Origin of the sequence: Arthrobacter oryzae, assembly GCF_030718995.1 — a bacterium.
GTDB lineage: Bacteria > Actinomycetota > Actinomycetes > Actinomycetales > Micrococcaceae > Arthrobacter > Arthrobacter oryzae_C.
Map to the genome: position 1 here is coordinate 2293194 of NZ_CP132204.1, position 19401 is coordinate 2312594.

At 65.7% G+C, this 19401-nt stretch carries 20 protein-coding genes and 1 pseudogene; 12 read left to right on the forward strand and 9 right to left on the reverse strand.

Translation table 11 applies throughout. The features are described from left to right. Nucleotides 1-49 precede the first annotated feature (49 nt). Nucleotides 50-682, reverse strand: a complete 633-nt coding sequence (locus tag Q8Z05_RS10595) for a uracil-DNA glycosylase (protein WP_305943409.1) — start codon at nt 680-682, stop codon at nt 50-52. 324 nt (nt 683-1006) lie between these two features. Here Q8Z05_RS10595 and Q8Z05_RS10600 point away from each other — a divergent pair, with 324 nt between their 5' ends. Beyond that, nucleotides 1007-2071 (forward strand): M14 family zinc carboxypeptidase, encoded by a 1065-nt coding sequence (locus Q8Z05_RS10600; protein WP_305943410.1) that lies wholly within the window; start codon nt 1007-1009, stop codon nt 2069-2071. Nucleotides 2072-2320: 249 nt separating this feature from the next. Then, nucleotides 2321-3610 carry an adenylosuccinate synthase gene (locus tag Q8Z05_RS10605; RefSeq protein ID WP_305943411.1) on the forward strand — a complete coding sequence of 430 codons (1290 nt, stop codon included), beginning with the start codon at nt 2321-2323 and terminating at the stop codon, nt 3608-3610. Between the two features lie 86 nt (nt 3611-3696). On the opposite strand, the gene Q8Z05_RS10610 is transcribed toward Q8Z05_RS10605, so the two are convergent. After that, entirely contained in the window at nt 3697-3888 is a 192-nt protein-coding gene (locus Q8Z05_RS10610; protein ID WP_305943412.1) for a hypothetical protein, read from the reverse strand. A 265-nt stretch (nt 3889-4153) separates the two neighbouring features. Here Q8Z05_RS10610 and Q8Z05_RS10615 point away from each other — a divergent pair, with 265 nt between their 5' ends. After that, complete coding sequence (locus Q8Z05_RS10615; protein ID WP_305943413.1) at nt 4154-4603, forward strand: Hpt domain-containing protein; 450 nt, start codon at nt 4154-4156, stop codon at nt 4601-4603. 29 nt (nt 4604-4632) lie between these two features. On the opposite strand, the gene Q8Z05_RS10620 is transcribed toward Q8Z05_RS10615, so the two are convergent. Genes Q8Z05_RS10620 through Q8Z05_RS10630 form a run of 3 tightly spaced genes read right to left on the reverse strand, consistent with a single transcriptional unit; the run spans nt 4633 to nt 8101 of the window. Further along, nucleotides 4633-6864: an FtsX-like permease family protein gene (locus tag Q8Z05_RS10620; protein ID WP_305943414.1), complete on the reverse strand. Its 2232-nt coding sequence runs from the start codon at nt 6862-6864 to the stop codon at nt 4633-4635. Continuing rightward, complete coding sequence (locus Q8Z05_RS10625; protein WP_305943415.1) at nt 6861-7577, reverse strand: ABC transporter ATP-binding protein; 717 nt, start codon at nt 7575-7577, stop codon at nt 6861-6863. Before Q8Z05_RS10625 ends, Q8Z05_RS10620 begins: the two co-directional genes overlap by 4 nt. Continuing rightward, the gene (locus tag Q8Z05_RS10630) at nt 7574-8101 is read right to left on the reverse strand and encodes a PadR family transcriptional regulator (RefSeq protein ID WP_305943416.1); all 528 of its coding nucleotides are present in this window, start codon (nt 8099-8101) and stop codon (nt 7574-7576) included. Before Q8Z05_RS10630 ends, Q8Z05_RS10625 begins: the two co-directional genes overlap by 4 nt. 446 nt (nt 8102-8547) lie before the next feature. On the opposite strand from Q8Z05_RS10630, the pseudogene Q8Z05_RS10635 reads away from it, so the two are divergent. Beyond that, a pseudogene (locus Q8Z05_RS10635) lies at nt 8548-9102 on the forward strand (RNA polymerase sigma factor). Beyond that, nucleotides 9099-9944: a hypothetical protein gene (locus Q8Z05_RS10640; protein WP_305943417.1), complete on the forward strand. Its 846-nt coding sequence runs from the start codon at nt 9099-9101 to the stop codon at nt 9942-9944. The pseudogene Q8Z05_RS10635 and the gene Q8Z05_RS10640 overlap by 4 nt, the downstream one beginning before the upstream one ends. A gap of 95 nt (nt 9945-10039) precedes the next feature. Here Q8Z05_RS10640 and Q8Z05_RS10645 read toward each other — a convergent pair whose 3' ends face one another. From Q8Z05_RS10645 to acs, 4 genes are read right to left on the reverse strand one after another with little or no spacing between them, the layout of a single operon-like run. Beyond that, nucleotides 10040-10534, reverse strand: a complete 495-nt coding sequence (locus Q8Z05_RS10645) for a CoA-binding protein (protein ID WP_305943418.1) — start codon at nt 10532-10534, stop codon at nt 10040-10042. Then, nucleotides 10531-11883: an O-acetylhomoserine aminocarboxypropyltransferase/cysteine synthase family protein gene (locus Q8Z05_RS10650; protein WP_305943419.1), complete on the reverse strand. Its 1353-nt coding sequence runs from the start codon at nt 11881-11883 to the stop codon at nt 10531-10533. Before Q8Z05_RS10650 ends, Q8Z05_RS10645 begins: the two co-directional genes overlap by 4 nt. Next, nucleotides 11883-13088, reverse strand: coding sequence for a dimethylsulfone monooxygenase SfnG (gene sfnG / locus Q8Z05_RS10655; RefSeq protein ID WP_305943420.1), 1206 nt, complete (start codon nt 13086-13088; stop codon nt 11883-11885). Before sfnG ends, Q8Z05_RS10650 begins: the two co-directional genes overlap by 1 nt. Nucleotides 13089-13098: 10 nt before the next feature. Beyond that, entirely contained in the window at nt 13099-15300 is a 2202-nt protein-coding gene (acs, locus tag Q8Z05_RS10660; protein ID WP_305943421.1) for an acetate--CoA ligase, read from the reverse strand. A gap of 295 nt (nt 15301-15595) precedes the next feature. Here acs and Q8Z05_RS10665 point away from each other — a divergent pair, with 295 nt between their 5' ends. The 7 genes from Q8Z05_RS10665 to Q8Z05_RS10695 all read left to right on the forward strand — a co-directional run bounded on the left by Q8Z05_RS10665 (nt 15596) and on the right by Q8Z05_RS10695 (nt 19395). Next, entirely contained in the window at nt 15596-16021 is a 426-nt protein-coding gene (locus tag Q8Z05_RS10665) for a CoA-binding protein (RefSeq protein WP_305943422.1), read from the forward strand. Between the two features lie 40 nt (nt 16022-16061). Further along, a complete protein-coding gene (locus Q8Z05_RS10670) occupies nt 16062-16472 on the forward strand; it encodes an MmcQ/YjbR family DNA-binding protein (RefSeq protein WP_305943423.1) in 411 nt (136 codons plus the stop codon). Beyond that, on the forward strand, nt 16469-17020 hold the full coding sequence (locus Q8Z05_RS10675) for a DUF1990 family protein (protein ID WP_305943424.1): 552 nt from the start codon (nt 16469-16471) through the stop codon (nt 17018-17020). The genes Q8Z05_RS10670 and Q8Z05_RS10675 overlap by 4 nt, the downstream gene beginning before the upstream one ends. 14 nt (nt 17021-17034) lie before the next feature. Beyond that, a complete protein-coding gene (locus tag Q8Z05_RS10680) occupies nt 17035-17685 on the forward strand; it encodes a hypothetical protein (RefSeq protein WP_305943425.1) in 651 nt (216 codons plus the stop codon). 5 nt (nt 17686-17690) lie between these two features. After that, nucleotides 17691-18008 carry a putative quinol monooxygenase gene (locus Q8Z05_RS10685; RefSeq protein ID WP_305943426.1) on the forward strand — a complete coding sequence of 106 codons (318 nt, stop codon included), beginning with the start codon at nt 17691-17693 and terminating at the stop codon, nt 18006-18008. Between the two features lie 32 nt (nt 18009-18040). Continuing rightward, the gene (locus tag Q8Z05_RS10690) at nt 18041-18334 is read left to right on the forward strand and encodes a DUF503 domain-containing protein (protein WP_305943427.1); all 294 of its coding nucleotides are present in this window, start codon (nt 18041-18043) and stop codon (nt 18332-18334) included. 119 nt (nt 18335-18453) lie between these two features. After that, nucleotides 18454-19395 carry a hypothetical protein gene (locus tag Q8Z05_RS10695; RefSeq protein WP_305943428.1) on the forward strand — a complete coding sequence of 314 codons (942 nt, stop codon included), beginning with the start codon at nt 18454-18456 and terminating at the stop codon, nt 19393-19395. The last annotated feature ends 6 nt before the right edge of the window (nt 19396-19401 follow it).

Consider the following 19401-nt stretch of genomic DNA (forward strand, 5'->3'; position numbering starts at 1 on the left):
CTCCCCACCTGCGAAGGTGGGGAGCCGCCGTCGTATGTTCCGGTGGGTGCTAGTTCGCCTTGGTGAGGCCGGTGCGGGCCATGGCGTCAGCGTAGGCAACGTGCATTTCGTCGAGGTACTGCTGCTGGCGGGCGGGAGTGCCGGCGAACGCACGGCCGCTGAGCGAGCGGACCTTGTAGGTCTTCAGGCCGCGGCGCCACAGCAGCGGCACCTCGGTCTTCAGGAGCAGCTGGGCCAGGCGGTTGGCCTCGGTGCCGTGGGCCACGATCACGGAGGCGCGGGGCACCAGCGCGAGGAACTTCAGCAGCGGCTTGAGGCCTGCCGAGATCTGGTCCGGGGTGAACTTGCCGTTGGGCTCGCCGGGGATGTGCCACGGGTGGACGTTCCAGGGCATCACGAATTCGGGGCGGAGGCCCAGCTTCCACTGCACGCCGAGCATGCGGGTGGCGGCCTCACTGTCGCCGGCGGTGATGAAGCCGGATTCATCGGCGGTGCCGATGTTGGAATACAGGCTGATGATGCGGCACTCGTCGACGTCGTGCATGGGGTCCACGTAGGGGACCACAGTGTCCGGCCTAAGGCTCTGGAAGGTGTCGCACAGCTCGTTGACAGCTGCGACGTTGGGTTCGTAACGGCGGCTCAGAAGCTGCTCGCGGAAAGATTCAGTAGCCAGGGCTGTCATGTATTGCTGTGTCTCCTGCGGGGATCGGTGACGCTGCCACACCGAAAGCAGGCATGCCAATTACCGGGCACGCCAGATACGGAGTGGTTTGAAAATGTGGTGAGAGGACCGATTCCTGATCGATCTTTACCAGTCTATCAAGCTCCGCGAAACGAAACGCCGGGCCGCTGCCGCCGTCGGTGGCGGGGAGTTGACCACCCCAGGGCATTCAGCTTTTGTCGAGTTGATTGACAGTATTCGTTGAGCTTGGTTGGCTGTTGTCACGGACCGCGATGGGGGACATGGCGGCCGGCCGTATCAACGCACTCGAAAGAGGTTTCGCCCGTGAGAAAAAACCTGTCAACTTTCAGGACCCTGGCCGTTACCGGCGCCCTGACTCTGGCCGTCGTGGCGGCGCCTGTTCCGCTGGCCAATGCCGTTGGCGAAGGCCCCAATTACGACGGCAACGGCCAGGTCACCACCTCGAAGCTGGCCACGTACGACGAAATGGTCTCCTTCCTCAAAGACCAGGACGCCCGCCAGCCCGCCATGGAGCTGGAAGTCATTGGCCAGACGGTCAAGGGCCGGGACATCCACCTGGTGAAGTACATTTCGGACCCGGCCAAGCCCACCATCCTTTACCTGACGCAGCAGCACGGCAACGAGCAGCTCACCACCGAAGGTGCCTTGGAATTCGTGCGGCATCTGGGCACGGGTAAATCGGGGGAGATCCTCGACGGCGTGAACATCCTGGTCGTCCCCATGTTGAACGCCGATGGCGCCATGGGAGACGTGAACTTCCCGCTGGACGACTACCAGGCCAAGGGCGACCGCAACCTCACCCGCTACAACGCCGAGGGGGTGGACCTGAACCGCGACCACGTGGCCAAGGTCCAGCCCGAGACCCGGGCGCTTCATGAGAACGTGATGCGCAAGTACGGGATCGACTACATGATCGACCTGCACCACCAGGGGACCCGCAGCGAACGCGACGGGGAGCTGGTGTCCGGCTCCATCCTCTACCCCACCACCCCCAACGCCGATCCGGCCGTCGTGGCGAAGTCCAAGCAGCTGGGGGCCGTGGTGTTCGACAATGTGGACTCCACGGGCTGGGGCCACCTCGGCAAGTACGTCGGCGGCAGCGCGGAGACCATCAGCCGCAACGGCATCGCCGTGGAGTACGGGATAGCCACCCTGCTCTTTGAAATGCGGGGCATGTCGGACCATTTCCTGGACGGCTACGCCCTCGGCCTTCGCAGCAACGGCTATCTGATCCAGCAGACGGTGACCACGCTGACGTCCACTGCGGCTGCCATCGGTGACGGATCAATCGCCGACGCCGACGCCTCCTTCTGGGACACCCTCGACACCCAGACCTCCCGCCCGGGCGAGGAAGCCGACGACGAGTAGGGGCACCTGCGTCAGGCCGCCGCGGTCCTTTACTTCGTGCGAAGGGCCGCGGCGGGCCATCAACTGGGCAAAGTCTGTCATCGGCTAAACTTGGGTGGTAAGAGCCCCGGAACTCTTGCGTCGCTGCGCTGCCCTGCGGACCAGCGAAGGCCGGTACGTTCGGGGCATTCTCATGAACGGCGCTGTCCTCTGGCGGGTCACCTTGGTGAACCGGCTGCGGTCCGGCCCGAACGAATGGGGGAGGATCCCATGCCAGCAATCGTGATCGTCGGAGCCCAGTGGGGCGACGAAGGCAAAGGTAAAGCCACTGACCTGCTTGGCGGCCGCGTGGACTACGTGGTCAAGCCGAACGGCGGCAACAACGCCGGGCACACCGTCGTCGTAGGCGGTGAGAAGTATGAGCTCAAGCTCCTTCCGGCCGGCATCCTGAGCCCGAACGCTGTTCCCATCATCGGCAACGGCTGCGTGGTGAACCTTGAAGCCCTGTTCCAGGAGATCGACGGCCTCGTAGCCCGCGGCGCGGACACCTCCAAGCTCCGTGTCTCCGCCAACGCCCACCTCGTGGCGCCCTACCACCAGGTGCTGGACAAGGTCACCGAGCGGTTCCTGGGCAGCCGCGCCATCGGCACCACGGGCCGCGGCATCGGCCCGGCCTACATGGACAAGGTGGCCCGCCTCGGCATCCGCGTCCAGGACGTCTTTGACGAGTCCATCCTCCGCCAGAAGGTTGAGGGTTCGCTGCGCCAGAAGAACGAACTCCTTGTCAAGGTGTACAACCGCCGCGACATCGAGGTGGAGGAGATCGTCAGCTACTTCCTGTCGTTCGCCGAACGCCTGCGCCCGCTGGTCATCGACAGCACCTTCGTGCTGAACAAGGCGCTGGACGAAGGCAAGGTGGTCCTCATGGAGGGCGGCCAGGCAACGTTCCTCGACGTCGACCACGGCACCTACCCGTTTGTGACGTCCTCGAACCCGACCGCCGGGGGCGCCTCGGTGGGCTCCGGCATCGGCCCCACCCGCATCTCGCGCTCCATCGGCATCATCAAGGCGTACACCACGCGTGTTGGCGCCGGGCCGTTCCCCACGGAACTGTTCGATGAGATGGGCATGTACCTGCAGAAGACCGGCGGCGAGTTCGGCGTCAACACCGGCCGTCCGCGCCGCTGCGGCTGGTACGACGCCGTGCTGGCGCGCCACGCCTCCCGCGTCAACGGTTTCACGGACTACTTCGTCACCAAACTGGACGTGCTCACGGGCATCGAACAGATCCCGGTGTGCGTGGCCTACGACGTGGACGGCGTCCGGCATGACGAAATGCCCATGACCCAGACCGAGTTCCACCACGCCAAGCCCATCTTCGAGTACTTCGAGGGCTGGACCGAGGACATCACCGGCGCGCGCACCCTGGAAGACCTCCCGGAGAACGCACGCAACTACGTGCTGGCCCTGGAGAAGCTGTCCGGCACGCGTTTCTCGGCGATCGGCGTCGGCCCGGACCGCGACCAGACGATCGTGGTCAACGACCTGATCCTGGACTGAAACTGACTGACGCTCACTGACGTCCGACGGCGGCGGGTCACCTGGAAAGGTGGCCCGCCGCCGTCGTCGTTAGGAGATATTGCCGGCTAGCCGGCGGACTGCTTGTTTCGGGTTTGAAGCAGGTGCTGCTGCAGTTTCGCCTCGGCATCCCGCCGCCGGCGGGCCTGCTCGCGCATGGCCCGGGTCGCGGCGGAACCCTGGGGATTGATCAGTCCGGTCACATGTTTGGGGGTCGCTGCCGGACCGGCGGCAGGGACGGCCATCACTTCCTCGCTCATGCCGGTATCCTGACACCCCTTAACGCCGCGCGTAACCCCCGGCACCGGAGCGTTACAGGATCGGGACCTGCAGGGCCACCAGGGAAGTGATACGTAGCGACACTCGTGATGCAGGTGGTAGCGGGTGTTATTCGGGTACCGGCCACTCGTGACCGGCCGCTCCGCGCTCCCTATGTTGGAGTCACCGGCACCTGGCCTGGAGTGGGGCTCCCACAAGGGATTCCTCGAAGCGCTAACGGGAGGGATGGACATCATGGGTCTGAGCGTGAAGTCACAAAAGAACAAGTCCGGCCCCGTGTCAGGGCCGGCGGACCGGACCGAAGCGCCGGATCAGGGACCGCGCCGATACCGTGCGCGGATCAATCGGGAACCGGCCCTTGACCGGATGCGGGTGCAGGAGCTTGCCGGGGGCGTCCACTCCCAGAGCCGGCTCCTTGAATTCCTGGACGTGTTCCTGGTCCTGCTCCCGTCCAGGGTCAAGAACGTGGTTTCCGCCTTGGACAGCGGGGACGTTGAGGCTGCAAGTGCCGCAGCCCAAAGCCTGGCATCGTCGGCTGCAATGGCAGGGGCCTCCCGGCTCGAGCTGGTTGCCTGGCTCGTGGACAACGATCTTCGGATAGACCGGATGGACCGGGCACGCGAGACGGCCCGGCGCCTAGGCCCGGACGCCGACGAGCTGGCATCAGCCCTGTCCCGCCTGCTGACGGGCCGCTGACGGGCTGCTCGGCAGGCGGGGAGTCGATCCTATTCGAGGCGTGTCGCGGCTATTGCGGTGTTCGAACGGATCAGGCTGAAAGTGGCGGTGACCGCTCCGAGGGCCAGAAATGCACTGAGTCCCAAGGCCATGAAATACTCCGGTGCCGGCCAGGTTACACGGTAGGTGTCATCAACGAACGTCACCATCAGCCAGGCCACAAGGAACCCGAGGCCGGCCGCTAGCAGCAGCACGGTCAGGAGCGGGATTGCCGCTTCCCTCGTGATGACCCGGCGCAGGACGTCCACCGGCATCCCCATCAGCCGCATAAGTCCGAGGACTCTCTTCCGGTCCAGGATGGCGGAGGCTGTGGCAACGGCCAGCGACAGGCCGGCGATTGCGATCGCGACGAACATGCCGAGGTAAGCGAGCCCGGCCAGGCCATGGATCAGGCGGGTGCTGGACTGCAACCTGAGGTCCAGCGGAGAGGTGGCCGGGATGGCCGTGACGCCTGATGCGTTCAATGCTGTGCGGGCACGGTCCATGGCCTCGGGGGTCCCGTCGGTGCCGAGCACAATCACAACCGGCACCATTCCGTCGACGTTGGCGGCAGGCGCCGGGGCCAGAGCAAGCGGCTGGGGTGTCCAAGGGTGGAGAAAGGACGAATCAACAGCCACGGTCTCTGTTGCCGGGATGTCCTCGAATCCGAGGCCGGCAGCGTCCTCGGCACGAAGGTAGATTTCGGGGCCGGCATCACTTTCGGAGAGGGGCGCCGGGCCGTAACCGACGGTGGCACTCCGGATGCCGGGCAGTTCCCTGGCCTGGCTGGCGGCCTCCGCGACCCGGGCCGGGGTGTGTCCGGCGCCCACGGTGGCGTGCAGGCTGGTGGGCTGGAGCACTCCGGGCCGGGCCCCTGGCACCTCGGTTGCCTCAATGATGCTGGCTCCTCCGGCGAAGACTGAGACGACGAACACCGCGACTACCAGCCCTGACACGGAACGGAAGGTCGCCACAGGGGTCTTCTGGATACGGCTGGCAGCAATGACCCCGGCTGCGCTCCGGGCCTGGCGCAGCCCCAGCCGGCTCACCAAGAGGGTCAGCCAAGGGCCGATGACCACGATGCCGACGAGGACACCCAGAAATCCGAGGATGAGTAGCGGTGATTCCAGCCACGCCATCCGCACATTCAGGACCCGGACCATCAGTACAGCCGTGATCATAGCCGCAAGACCGGCCAGCACGGGAACGCTCCGCCACATTGTGGGTGCCTTTTCATTCACCCCCCTCGTCATGCCCAGCGGGCCGATACCCGCGCGCGCCGTGCCGTGCGCGGCTGCAAGCGCCGATGCCGCAACCACCAAGGCAACGACGACGGCGGCCGCCGCCCAGCCAGTGGCCAGATCCGCGGCGAACATCCGGGTGCCGTTGACCGGGATCTGCGCCGCAGCCGGCCTCAGCATGACGGCCAGGACGGCGCCCAGCGCTGCACCGGTCAGGCTGGGCACGGCGGTTTCGGCGGCGGCGATCCGGGAGAGAAGCTGTGGCGATGCGCCAAGGAGGCGCAGGGTTGCGAAGCGTTCCCGGCGTTGTGCCGCACCCAGGCCGGTGACGATGCTGATCAGTAGCAGGACGGGGAAGAACACCGCGATGGCCCCGATGGACAGCACTGTGTTGTACGCGGCAGCGCTGCCGCCGTGAGGGTCCGTCGTGAAACCTGACACCAGGGAAGCCCTGCCGGCTTGGCGGAGTTCGGCTTCCGTTGCTCCCGTGACGACGATCAGCGAATCAGGCCCCGGCAAGGCAGAGTCGTCAATCGTGCCGCCGAACGTCCCGAAACGGTCGCCAAGCTCGTCCCGCGGAGTTGACTCGATCAGACGCTGAAGCGCCGCAGATGCATAGTAGCGGCCCGGCACCGGAGGGGCGCCGATCCCGGGGATCTTGACGGTAGTCGACTCAAGGGCCGCTACGTTGCGGCGGTTGATGAGTTGGTCGCGGAAGACTTCCACCGGGTTGGCTTCCATGAGCACCGTGTCTGCGGTCAACGGCACAGGGATCATCCGCGCTGAAGTGGCGGGATCATCTGCCGGAGGCGCGGACACCGATGGGCGTCCGGTTTCGCGCAGCCAGGCACCGCGGTCATCACGTGCGCTCAGGCCGTTGGCACCGCCCCACAGCAACAACAACAGGCATACTCCGACGGCGACCCCTCCCGCGATTCCGGCGTGCCTGCCATAGGCGGACCGGCTCCCTACGACTGCCAGTTTCAGCAGCCCGGCATTCACGCGGACGCCCGGTAGCCGGCACCGACTGCGCCGTCGCGCACCATGACTTCCCGGTCCGCATACGCGGCGGTGCGGGCGTCGTGGGTGATCATCACCACCGTGGTGCCCGCTTCGCGGACAAGCTCGAGCATGAGAGCCAGCACGTTCTCTGATGCGAGGGAATCCAGCGAACCGGTGGGCTCATCGGCGAACAACACGGCCGGCGACGTCACCAGTGCGCGGGCGACGGCGACGCGCTGGGCCTGTCCGCCGGACAATTCACCGGGCAGCCTGGCGCCCAGCCCGTCCAGACCGAGGCGTTCCAGCAACTCCCTTGACCGGCGCCGCGCCTCTGGCCGCCTGGTCCCGGCCAGCAGGAGCGGGATGCTGACGTTGTCCGTCGCCGTGAGCTCGGGCAGCAGCTGGCCGAACTGAAAGACGAAGCCAAAATCGGTCAGCCGCAGCCGGGCCCGTTTCGGTTCCGCGAGGGCGCTGGTCTCCATCGGGGACCGCCCTCCGGCGGGACGGTAGGTGACCGAGCCGCCGTCGGGCACCAGAACACCGGCCAGGCAGTGCAGCAAAGTGGACTTACCGGATCCGGACGGGCCCATAACAGCGAGTACTTCCCCCGCATGGACGTCGAGGTCGATGCCCCGCAATGCCTGGGTCTGCCCAAAGGAGTGCCGCAGGCCGCGCGCGCTGAGGATGGGTGCAGCGGAGTCATGGGTGATCATGCGCTCTGGAGCTCCTTCTTGAGTTGGGTCAGGCGGGCGCTGGTGAGGTCGATCCAGCGCAGGTCGGCTTCGATATGGAACAGGCCGTGGTCGCACATCAGGACTTGGAGCAGGTCCGCGTCCTTCTTCCGCCGGGTCAGTTCCCGCATCCGGGCCATGTGTTCGCCGCGCTGCGCATCGAGCAGCCTGTCGGCGTCGTCGTCGAGCAGCAATGCGATCACGGTCTTGGCAAAGAGGTTGCTTTGCAGTGACTCGGAGGGAATGTCGGGAGTGAAAAGCCACTCACTCACCCTGTCCTGGCCGGCGGAGGTGATCTCGTACTTTTTGCGGTCCGGGCCCCCTCCGGTCTCCCCGCCCAGGGCCAGGATCAGCTCGTCACGGACCATCCGGGCAAGGGTGGAATACACCTGGCCGAACGCTATGGCCTTGCCGGCTCCGAAGTACCGGTCGTACGAGTGCTTGAGGTCGTAACCGTAGCTCGGCTCGCGGCTAAGGAGGCCCAACAGGGTGAGGGAGTTGTTCACAGGTCAATCTATACACTGAGTGAATAGTGATGCTCCGGATGTGCCGGATATGTGCGTGTCGCGGACCGCGAGTTGCTCCTTGGTCCAACCCCGGAACAACCCTGAAAACTTTTTTGAAAGTTTTTTGGGTTCCGCGTAACCCTCAGCGGTGCTGTGGCGATTACCACTATGAAAGCGCCGGGTACGAAGTTGTCCCCCATCAGGTTCGAACCTGGCGCTTGACTGCAAAAAGAGAGCCGGGCTGGAACTGTCCCCCATCATGTTCCAGCCCGGCCCTTTTTTGTCCGAAGCCGGTTCAGCAGACAGCTGGCTCAGGAGTGCGCGGTCTCCGATGACGTCTACCCTATGGTTACCAAGGGTAAAGTTATGGAGCGGGTTCCGCCCAGCCGCCACATGATGGCCATACAATGATGTAGCCATCCCCCTTGAACGAAAGCCACACGTCCGTGACCGAAGCACTGACCGACGATGCATTGCGGGCCCTCAAAGGCCGCGATGGCGAGTTGTTCAATCTGGTCTATCGGAGCTATGCGTCACAGGTGCTGGGATACCTGACCGCCCGTGGTGTCGAGGACCCGGAGGCCACCATGCAGGACGTTTTCCTGGCGGTGCTGCCCCGGATAGACACCATCAGCGGAGGCGCCAGCGGACTGCGTACTTTTCTGTTCTCGGTGGCCCATGCGCGGATGGTGGACGATCACCGAAGGCAAAGCCGGACGCCGCCCAAACAACCTTTCGAACCTGAGTTTGACCGGCGGGAATCCGCCTCGGCGGAAGCCGCGGCCATGTTGTTGGTGGCGCCGGGAGAAGTGCTCGCACTGCTGGACGTCCTGGGTGAGGATCAAAAGTAGGTCCTGACCCTGCGGATCATTGCGGATCTCACCGTGGAGCAGGTGGCCGAAATTATGGGGAAAAGCGCCGGGGCCGTCAAACAGCTTCAGCGACGTGCATTGGACAGACTCCGTGAACATTCGGCCGTAAAGGACTACGTAGCGCCATGACAACCAGGGATCACTGTTCTGGTGGAACCGTTGACCGGCTTCTGATCGACGCCGGCCACACGGACGTGCCCGAGCTCAGGGCCGCGCTCCTGTCCATAGCCTCGCTGGCGCAGAGGCAGGTTCCTGCTCCCGGCCCTGAACTGGCGGCCATGCTGGCCGGGCCGCAGGACGAACTGACCAAGAAGCGTTGGCTGCGCCAGTACCGTCCGGCAATCGTGGGACTGGCCGTCCTTGCCGGCATGGGCCTCGGGGTCAGCGGCGTCGCCGCCACCAGCCAGGTGTCGGATGGCGGCCCGGGGCTCTGGTCCATCCAGGAGCTGACCACGGACTGGACGCCGGGCTGGACGCTTCCCCTTGCGCCCGCAGGTTCGGACCAGGACGGGCGGTTGCCATGGGTTTCACCACTCTTCCTGCAGCTCGACGAGGTTCTTCCTTCAGCCGAGGACCTGGCTGCCGGCCAGGATAACCTCCCGGCCGGTCCGGGTAACGCCAACGGCCAGGCGGCGGCGACGGGACCGGACGGGCAGCTACTTCCGCCGGCCAAGGGACCTGACTGGGCACCCGGGGCCGCATCAGGCAACGGCAAAGCGGGCGGGCCGGATGCTGAAATTTCCGGTGCAGGCAAGGCCGAATCCGCACCCGAGGAGCTATCCGGACCGGACTCCCAGGACCAGCCCGGCGAGCACTCTGACCAGGCCAGCCAGTCCCCGGAGGAAAGCAGCACCGAGGACCGGGGGCAGAAGAACCGGAAGACGGACGAATCCGGCGAAGGCCTGCTCGACTCCGCTCTGGATTCCGTGGTCGAACCCGTCAGCAGCTGGCTACGGAAGTTCCGCCCGTAAACCGGGCCGCCCTCATTCTGCGATTTAGCGCGAACGGACACTTGACACCCCGGCCGGGGCGTCAAGTGTCCGTTCGCGCTAAGATCACGCTTTGATCAGGCCAGGACCTGCCGCTTTGAGGAAATAACCCCCGTATCGAAGCCGGCAAGGTGGAGGCCGCCGTGGAAGCGTGCGTGCTCGATCTTGACGCAGCGGTCCATCACGACGTCGAGCCCGGCGGCTTCGGCCTCTTTGGCCACGTCCTCGTGCCACGAGCCCAGCTGCAGCCAGAGGGTCTTGGCACCGGCCGCGACGGCCTCGTCCAGGACGCCCGGGAGGTCGTCGTGTTTGCGGAACACATCCACGATGTCCGGGCTCTCGGGAAGGTCGGCCAGGGAGGCGTAGGTAGGCTGGCCAAGGATCTCCTTAACAACGGGGTTCACGAAGTACACCTTGTACCGGGTGGAGGACTGCAGGTACGTGGCCACGAAGTAGCTGGCCCGCGAGGGTTTGTCCGAAGCGCCCACAATGGCAATGGACTTCGCCTGCCGGAGCAGGTTCAGCCGTTCCGGAGCAGAGGGGCCTTCCCAGGTGCGGTCTACCGTGCTCATGACAGTGCTCCGATCGTGCAGGTGTCGGCCGTCTCGGTGTTCGAGCCTGTTGAAACCAGCTCAGCCTCCGAAGCCGCCGTCAGGGCCTGGTCCAGGTCCCAGAGGATGTCCTCGATGTCCTCAAGGCCCACGGAGATGCGGACCAGGTCTTCCGGAACTCCGGCGGACTCGAGCTGGGCCGGGCTCAGCTGCTGGTGGGTGGTTGAGCCGGGGTGGATCACGAGGGTCCGCGAATCGCCCACGTTGGCCAGGTGCGAGGCCAGCTGGAGCGACTCGATGAACTTCTGACCGGCGGCGCGGCCGCCCTTCACCCCGAAGGAGAACACAGAACCGGGGCCCAGGGGCAGGTACTTCTGCGCCCGCTCAAAGTGCGGGTGGGACGGCAGCCCGGAGAAGTTCACATACGCCACGCGCTCGTCCGCCTCAAGCCATTCCGCCACGGCCTGGGCGTTCCTGAGGTGCTCGTCCAGGCGCTGGGGCAGGGTTTCCACGCCCTGCAGCAGCTGGAACGCGGACTGCGGAGAGAGGGCCGGGCCGATGTCCCGCAGCTGCTCGCAGCGGAGCTTGGTCAGGAAGCCGTATTCGCCGAAGTTGCCCCACCAGGAGACATTGCCGTAGGAGGCCACGGGCTCGGTCATGGTGGGGAACTTGCCGTTGCCCCAGTTGAAGCGGCCGCTTTCGACAATCACGCCGCCGAGGGTGGTGCCGTGTCCGCCCAGGAACTTGGTGGCGGAGTGGATCACAATGTCCGCCCCGTGTTCGATCGGCCGCACGAGGTAGGGCGTGCTCAGGGTGGCGTCCACGACGAGGGGGATGCCGGCGTCGTGCGCCACCTTTGCCAGGGCCGCAAGGTCCTGGACTTCCGACGACGGGTTGGCCACCACCTCAACGAAGATGGCCTTGGTGTTCTCCCGGACCGCAGCGGCGTAGTCCGCGGGATCGGTGCCGGGCACGAACGTGGTGTCAACCCCGAAGCGGCGCAGGGTGACGTCCAGCTGGGTGACCGTGCCGCCGTACAGCTGGGACGCCGCCACGATGTGGTCCCCGGCCTGGGTCAGCGCAGCGAACGTGATGAACTCCGCCGCCATGCCCGACGACGTCGCTACAGCGCCGATCCCGCCGTCGAGGGAGGCGATGCGCTCCTCGAATGCCGCCACCGTGGGGTTGCCAATGCGCGAGTAGATGTTGCCGTACTTCTGCAGGGCGAAAAGGTTGGCGGCGTCCTGGGTGTCCTTGAAGACGAAGGACGTGGTCTGGTAGATCGGGACGGCCCGGGCGCCGTGCTCGGCGTCGGGCGTTCCGCCGGCGTGGAGGGCGCGGGTGCGGAAACCGAACGTGCGGTCGGCCATCAGGCGTTCACCAGGCCGGCTGCGGATGCCGAGGCGACGGGCGTGCCGGAAAGGTCCAGCTCAGTGCCGTTCCTGCGGGCGAGGTCCGCCTCAAGCTCGCGGACAATCGGCAGGATGTCCTGGCCGAACGCCGCCACTTCCTCCTGGAAGTGCAGGTAGCCGGTGAGGAACAGGTTCACGCCGATCTTCTTGTACTCCACGATCCGTTCCGCGATCTGCTCCGGTGTGCCGATCAGCTGGGTCTTGAAGCCGTCGTTGTACTGGACCAGGTCTTCGAAGGTCGAGTCCGCCCACATGCCCTTGCCGTCCTTCGTGGACGCTCCGGCTTCCTGCACGGCGTCGCGGAACCCCTGGACCGCCGGCTTGTGGGCCTTCTCCACGATTTCGCGGAGGGTGTCGCGGGCTTCCTTTTCGGAATCGCGGGCGATCACGAAGCCGTTCAGGCCGAAGTGCGGCGCCGCGAGGGTGCCGTCCTTTCCGCGGCCGGTGGCCTCAGAAGCTGCCACCACCCCTGCAATGTTTTCCTTGAAGCCCTCAAGGTCCTTGCCGTTGGAGAAGTACCAGTCGGCCACGCGGCCGGCCGTGGCCTGCGCAGCGGTGGAGTTGCCGCCGAAGAAGATTTCAGGGTGCGCGCGGCCCGGAACGTCCACCGGCGCCGGGTTCAGCGTGAAGTCGGTGATGTTGTAGTACTTGCCGGACTGGCTGTATTCCTGCTCGGTCCAGAGGCCGCGGAGCACGTTGATGAATTCCTCCGTGCGGACGTAGCGCTCGTCGTGCTCGAGCCATTCGAGGCCGAAGTTGGTGAACTCGTTCTTGAGCCAGCCGGAGACGATGTTGACGGCGGCGCGGCCGTTGGAGATGTGGTCCGCGGTGATGATGTATTTGGCGAGCACGCCGGGGTGCCACATGCCCGGGTGGACCGCCGAAATGACCTTCAGCCGCTCGGTGGCCGCCAGCAGCGCCAGGCTGAAGGACGTGGCCTCGTGCTGCTTGTCGGCACCGTAGGAGGCGGCGTATCGGGTCTGCGTCAGGGCGTATTCGAAGCCGGAGTTCTCGGCGATCCGTGCAAGCTTCTTGTTGTAGTCGAAGTCCCAGCCGGTGCGCTGCTCGATCGTGGAGACCACCAGGCCGCCGGATACGTTCGGCACCCAGTAGGCGAACTTGAGCGGTTCGGAAAGACGGGCAACGCTGCTGATGTCGTTCATGTTTGTTCCTTTACTTCTGTCCGTTGCGGGAAGTCTGCTTCTGTCCCGTGGGGGAGGCGGCGTAGCCGGCCAGGGCATCCTGGATGCCGGCGATTGCCGGTTCGTTCTGGAGCGACGTGGTGTCGCCGAGGGTGGTCCCCTCGAAAAGCTGGGTGAGCAGCCGGCGCATGATCTTGCCGCTGCGGGTCTTGGGCACATCGGGAACCACGACGACGTCGCGCGGCTTGGCGATCGGTCCGATCTCCTTCGCGACGTGGTTCCGGAGGTCCGCGGCCACTTCCGGGGACGCCCCGCCCTTCAGCACCACAAAGGCGACGACGGCGTGGCCGGTCTTCGCATCCGCCACCGGACAGACGCCGGCTTCCACCACGGCCGGGTGGGAGACGAGGGCCGATTCGATTTCGATGGTGGACAGCAGGTGGCCGGACACGTTGAGGGTGTCGTCCACCCGGCCCAGGATCCAGATGTCGCCGTCGTCGTCGTATTTGGCGCCGTCGCCGGCGAGGAACCAGCCCTGCGCGGCGTATTTGCGCCAATACGAATCGAAGTAGCGCTGCGGATTGCCCCAGACGGTGCGGGCGATGGCGGGGCCGGGCGAGTCCACCACAATGAACCCCTGGACGCCTGGCGGCACCGTGTTGCCGGCGTCGTCCACGATCCGGGTGCTGACGCCCGGCAACGGGCGGGCCGCGCAGCCGGGCTTGAACTCGGTGTCCGTCGGGGCGGGGGAGAGGATGGTGGCGCCGGTCTCGGACTGCCACCAGGTGTCCACGACGGGGGCGGTGCCGGCGCCGACGTTCCGGCGGAGCCAGCGCCAGGCCTCGGGGTTGACGGCTTCGCCCACGGTGCCGAGCATCCGGATCGAGGAGAGATCGTACGTGTCCGGGACGCCGTCCGGGAACCAGCCCATGAGCGAGCGGACCAGGGTGGGCGCCGTGTAGTACTGGGTCACGCCGTAGCGCTCGATGATCTCAAAGTGCCGACCCGGGTGCGGGGTGTTTGGCGTGCCTTCGAAGATCACCTGCGTGACACCGTTGGACAGAGGGCCGTAGATCTCGTACGTGTGGGCCGTGACCCAGGCGAGGTCCGCAGTGCACCAGTGCACGTCCTGGTCCCGGAGTGCCGGGTCCGGGTTGCTGAACAGGTGCTCGAAGCTCCAGGACGCCTGCGTCAGGTACCCGCCGGAGGTGTGCACCAGGCCCTTGGGCTTACCGGTGGTCCCGGAGGTGTACATGATGAAGAGGGGAGTCTCGGCGTCGAACGCTTCCGCTTCGTGGGTGTCAGCGGCATTTCCGACGGCGTCGTGCCACCAGACGTCGCGGCCTGCGGCCATGGGGACCGTTGCCAGCTGGTCCGCGGGGGTGGTGCGGTTGACCACCAGGACGTGCTCGATCGCGTTGTCCCCGGCAACCGCGGCGTCCGCATTGTCCTTGACCGGCACGGCCACACCGCGGCGGAACTGCCCGTCCGTGGTGACCAGGAGCTTGGCCCCGGTGTCTTCCACTCGGAACTTCAGCGCTTCGGCGGAGAATCCACCGAACACGAGGGAATGGATGGCGCCGATGCGGGCCACGGCGAGGGTGACGATGACTGTTTCGGGGATGACCGGAAGGTAGATGACCACGCGGTCGCCCTTGGTGATGCCCAGGGCCAGGAGCGCATTGGCGGTCTTGGATATTTCACGTTGCAGCTCGGCATAGGTGATGGCCCGGCGGTCGCCTGGCTCACCCTCGAAGTGCAGAGCCACCTTGTTGCCGCGGCCGGCGGCAACGTGGCGGTCCACGCAGTTGTAGGCGACGTTGAGCTTGCCTCCCTCGAACCACGTGATGTCCGGTCCGGTGCCCGCTTCCACGTCTGCCGGAACGCGCCGGTGGGCTGTGTGCCAGGGTTTGCCGCTGGTGTTGTTGCCGCTGCGGGCGCCCTCGGCGGGTTCGGCCCAGTCGAGGCGGAGGGCCTGCTGTTCCCAGAAGGCAACCGTGTCCGTGTGGTCGTTGGGGGTGGTACTGCGGTGACGCGCCGGTCCGTCAGTGGGGACGCCGTGCACTGCGTCGTCCGTGGGCTCAGTCAGGGACCATCCCGAAGAGCCGCGAGAGGAGCCGGGCGCGTCACGCAGCCCTGCTTCGTTCGCCGTCGCGTCCGAAGTGGATTGTGGGGTTGCCTCGGACGGAATCCGGGCAAAGGTGGGCAGGGCAGGGGAAATCTCAGGGGTCATTGCAGCACTCCATCGGTCCTGGCAGTAGCACCCTTAGTTCCTTTGGTTTCCTCGAAAAGAGGAGGAACAGTTCCGTGGGAATGGTCGTCTCACGTCACCGCGGGTTGCTGCGGCTTCATCGATCCAGGTCTCTCGGCCGCTCGGGATGGTCACTACCTACTAGAACCGAGATGCACGATTTCACAAAATTCGCGCCTCGGGCGCTGTAATATTCGTTCATTACCGGCACCTCGGCTGCTGGTTCATTCATTTATTCGGGGATAGTGCGGATTGGCCGCAGGAGTAAGGTTGATGCATGGCCCACGTTAACGATCCGGCAGTCATTGAGCGACTCATGCGAACCAAAGGCACTTGGGCGGTGGTGGGCCTGACCACCAACGAATGGCGCTCGGCGTACGACGTTTCCCTGTATATCCGCGACCGGATGGGCATGGAAATCATCCCGGTCAACCTCCCGGGCGATGACGTGCACGGCGAGAAGGGATACCGCTCGTTGGCGGATATTCCCGCGGAAAAGCACCCGATCGACGTCGTGGACTGCTTTGTTAATTCCCGCAAGGTGGGAGCGGTGATCGACCAGGCCATTGCCGTGGGCGCCAAGGCAGTGTGGCTTCAGCTCGGGGTGTTCGACGACGCCGCAGTGGAGCGTGCCAAGGCGGCGGGACTGGACGTGGTGGTTAACGAGTGCCCTGCCCGCGAAGGGTGGCGCGTGGGCGTCTAGCGCCCTGCCGGAAATACCGGGCGCCGGATAGGCTCGCTTCATGGACGCTGACACCCTCCGCGAGATCTGCCTGAGCTTCCCCGGCACCTACGAGGACTTTCCGTTCGGTCCGGAAACCTCCGTCTTCAAGGTGCGCGCGGCCGTGGCGGGCGGTTCGCGGCACGAAGCGAAGATGTTCGCGGCGTCCGCCATGGACCCGGCGGACTGGTCCGTGAGCCTCAAGTGCGAGCCCGCCCTGGCGGAGCAGTTGCGGTCGGTCCACCCTGAAATCTCCGGCGCCTGGCACATGAACAAGACGCACTGGAACGGGGTCCGGCTGGACGGATCGCTACCGGACGACATGATCCGGGACATGGTGGAGGACTCCTACGACCTGGTGGTGGCCACGCTGAGCCGCAAGCAGCGTGAGCAGCTGGGCTGGGCCGGGCTCGCCAGGGGTGATGGAGCATGACGCGTATCCGCCGCCTGGCCCGGGGCCGCCTGGACTACCCGGGCATCGGTTCCACCGAACACGGACGGGCGCCGGATGGCATCCCTTGGGTGGTGACCCAGGCCTATCTCGGCGACGGCCCGGCGCTCTACCGGAGGGTCGCCCACGGAATCCTGGCCTGGCAGTTGCAGAAGCGGTCCGGGCTGCGGGTCCGCACGGACTCCGACGTCGTGGTGCCCGGCGCGCGCGTCGTGAGCGGATTCGGCGTCGGGCCTTTCCGGATCAATGCGCCCTGCGAGGTGGTGTGGGTCCGCCGGCCGGTGCCCGGCGACGGTCCGCAAAGTGCCGGTTTTGGTTACGGAACCCTTCCCGGCCACCCCGTGCGGGGCGAGGAAGCCTTCGAAGTGGAGCTGGACGGCGAGAACCGGGTGTTCCTGAAGATCACGGCGTTCAGCCGGCCGTCCACCTGGTTTTACGCTGCCGGGAGCGCCGTCACGGGCCGTGCGCAGAGACATGTCACGAACCGATACATTGGGAGTGCACACGAACTGGCCGCAGGTGAAAGCTGATCAGGAGCAGGTGAATGCTGGAACAGAAAACCCTTGACCAACTGTGGAACTTCGACGACGCCCCCGGCTCGGAAGCCCGCTTCCGCGCGGCGGCTGCAGACGAAAAGTACGACGCCGACGAACAGGCGGAGCTCGCCACCCAGGTGGGGCGGGCCATCGGGCTGCAGGGCCGCTATGAAGAAGCCGATGCGCTCCTGGACGGGATCGACGCCGACGAGCCCACCGTGGCTGTCCGGGTGCTGCTGGAACGCGGGCGCCTGCTCAATTCCAGCGGTCATGCCGCGATGGCTGTCCCGCTGTTTGAACAGGCCGCCGAACTGGCCGACCACCTCAGCGAGGAGTTCCTTGCTGTCGATGCGCTGCACATGCTGGCGATCGCCGACCCCGCGCATGCCGAGTCCTGGACCCGCAGCGCCCTCGAGTACGCGTCCACGGTGCATGACCCGCGGACCAGGCGCTGGATGGTCTCGCTGCACAACAACCTGGGCTGGACACTGCACCGGGCCGGGCGCTTCACCGAAGCACTGGTGGAGTTCCAGCTGGCCGAGCAGTGGGCGGAACGCGTCGGCACGCCCCAGCAGCAGCAATTGGCCCGTGAGGCGATTGAGGAGTGCGAGCATTCCCTGGCCGCCGGGCTGGCCGCAGAAACACAACGAAAGGCATAACCCCCGTGATCTTCATTGTCGTCAAATTCAAGGTCAAGCCGGACTGGTCGGAAAAGTGGCTGGGCCTGGTGGAGGACTTCACCCAGGCGACGCGGCAGGAGAAAGGCAACCTGTGGTTCGACTGGTCCCGCAGCGTGGACGACCCCAACGAGTTCGTGCTGGTGGAAGCCTTCAAGGACGACGCCGCGGGCGACCACGTCAACAGCGCGCACTTCCAGAAGGCCATGGCGGACATGCCGCAGGCACTCGCTGAGACCCCGCGCATCATCAGCCGCCAGCTCGACGGCGACGGCTGGGACCGGATGGGCGAGCTCACCATCTGAGCCCGGCGGCGGGGTGTCGATACGATTAATCCATGTGGATCGGATGGATCGAATTCGACATTCTCCTCGGCGACGTTCACAGCCTCAAGGAGAAGCGATCCGTGGTGCGGCCGCTGCTGGCCGAGCTGAAGCGGCGCTTCGAGGTATCCGTTGCGGAGGTGGGTGACCACGAACAATACCGGCGGACGCAGCTGGGCGCTGGCCTGGTGGCAGCAGACCGCGCGCACGTCGTGGAGGTGCTCACCGCCGTCGAACGCTTCGTGGCCTTCCGCCCCGAACTGGAACTCCTCAGCGCCCGCCAGCGGGAGTTCCGCAGCGACGACTGACCCACTATCGATTGCTCCGTACGGGCCCTTTTGACACCCCAAAACGGCCGTTACGGAGCAATCGATGGGTCTTGTGGATAACTTCTGCACGTCCATCGCCGCTCTGGTCTGATGAACCAATGAAGACCGCACGCCAGTTGCCGCATGTACTCCAAGCCCGCCCCTTCACCGTTGCCGAGGCGGCGCGGGCCGGAGTATCACCCAAACGGCTGCGGCATGGTTCGCTGACGCGCCTCGGCAAGAGGATCCGGGCGGAAAGTTCGACGGCGGAGCTCCCCTTGAGTATCAGGGTGCGGCCCTTCATTGAGGTCAACGAGCGATGCGCCGCGTCGCACCTCACGGCGGCAGAACTCCTCGTGCTGCCGCGACGTCAGCAGAAGGGATCGCCGGATATGTTTCATGTCATCAGGCCTGAGGGCGCGGCACATCTGAACCGGCCGCACGTCATCGTGCACCGGATGAAGCTGTTTAGCGACGAGGTCACCACAGTCGACGGGATCTCCGTAACCACTCCGGAGCGGACCTGGCTGGACATGGCAGAAATGCTGACGGTGGATGAGCTTGTGGCCATGGGGGACAGCTGTGTTCGGATTCCGCGAGCAGCCTTTGAGGGCCGGGACACGCCGCTGTGCAGCGTGGCGGACCTTCAGCGGATGATTGACAGGCATAAGGGAAAGCGCGGGCTGCGCAAGGCCAGGGAAGCGATAAAGCTGATTCGGGTGGGCTCCGACTCACCGCAGGAGACGCTCCTTCGGCTGGCCATCGTCAGGGCCGGCCTGCCGGAACCGGTGTTGAACGTGCCCATCATCGGCCACGATGGTCGCCGCCTTCATGAGCCGGACCTTTCGTACCGGAAGTACAAAGTCGGGATCGAGTACGAGGGCGAGCATCACGGCGAGGAAGACCAGGTGGTCCGGGATATCGCCCGTTCCGAGCGCTACGCGGCCCTTGGCTGGACCGAAGTCCGGATCTCCAACCGCCACATGGTCAACGAAGCGAAGCCGGCAGTATCCAAAATTCGCACAGCGCTGGTGCAAGCGGGTTGGCGGCCGGGCCGTTAAGCAACG

Bases quoted from the DNA above. Each gene is read 5' to 3' on its own strand.
- Q8Z05_RS10610 (WP_305943412.1), bottom strand. From the start codon at position 3,888: ATGAGCGAGGAAGTGATGGCCGTCCCTGCCGCCGGTCCGGCAGCGACC.
- acs (WP_305943421.1), bottom strand. From the start codon at position 15,300: ATGACCCCTGAGATTTCCCCTGCCCTGCCCACCTTTGCCCGGATTCCG.
- Q8Z05_RS10650 (WP_305943419.1), bottom strand. From the start codon at position 11,883: ATGGCCGACCGCACGTTCGGTTTCCGCACCCGCGCCCTCCACGCCGGC.
- sfnG (WP_305943420.1), bottom strand. From the start codon at position 13,088: ATGAACGACATCAGCAGCGTTGCCCGTCTTTCCGAACCGCTCAAGTTC.
- Q8Z05_RS10605 (WP_305943411.1), top strand. From the start codon at position 2,321: ATGCCAGCAATCGTGATCGTCGGAGCCCAGTGGGGCGACGAAGGCAAA.
- Q8Z05_RS10595 (WP_305943409.1), bottom strand. From the start codon at position 682: ATGACAGCCCTGGCTACTGAATCTTTCCGCGAGCAGCTTCTGAGCCGC.
- Q8Z05_RS10690 (WP_305943427.1), top strand. From the start codon at position 18,041: ATGTGGATCGGATGGATCGAATTCGACATTCTCCTCGGCGACGTTCAC.
- Q8Z05_RS10640 (WP_305943417.1), top strand. From the start codon at position 9,099: ATGACAACCAGGGATCACTGTTCTGGTGGAACCGTTGACCGGCTTCTG.
- Q8Z05_RS10665 (WP_305943422.1), top strand. From the start codon at position 15,596: ATGGCCCACGTTAACGATCCGGCAGTCATTGAGCGACTCATGCGAACC.
- Q8Z05_RS10670 (WP_305943423.1), top strand. From the start codon at position 16,062: ATGGACGCTGACACCCTCCGCGAGATCTGCCTGAGCTTCCCCGGCACC.
- Q8Z05_RS10625 (WP_305943415.1), bottom strand. From the start codon at position 7,577: ATGATCACCCATGACTCCGCTGCACCCATCCTCAGCGCGCGCGGCCTG.
- Q8Z05_RS10675 (WP_305943424.1), top strand. From the start codon at position 16,469: ATGACGCGTATCCGCCGCCTGGCCCGGGGCCGCCTGGACTACCCGGGC.
- Q8Z05_RS10680 (WP_305943425.1), top strand. From the start codon at position 17,035: ATGCTGGAACAGAAAACCCTTGACCAACTGTGGAACTTCGACGACGCC.
- Q8Z05_RS10695 (WP_305943428.1), top strand. From the start codon at position 18,454: ATGAAGACCGCACGCCAGTTGCCGCATGTACTCCAAGCCCGCCCCTTC.
- Q8Z05_RS10645 (WP_305943418.1), bottom strand. From the start codon at position 10,534: ATGAGCACGGTAGACCGCACCTGGGAAGGCCCCTCTGCTCCGGAACGG.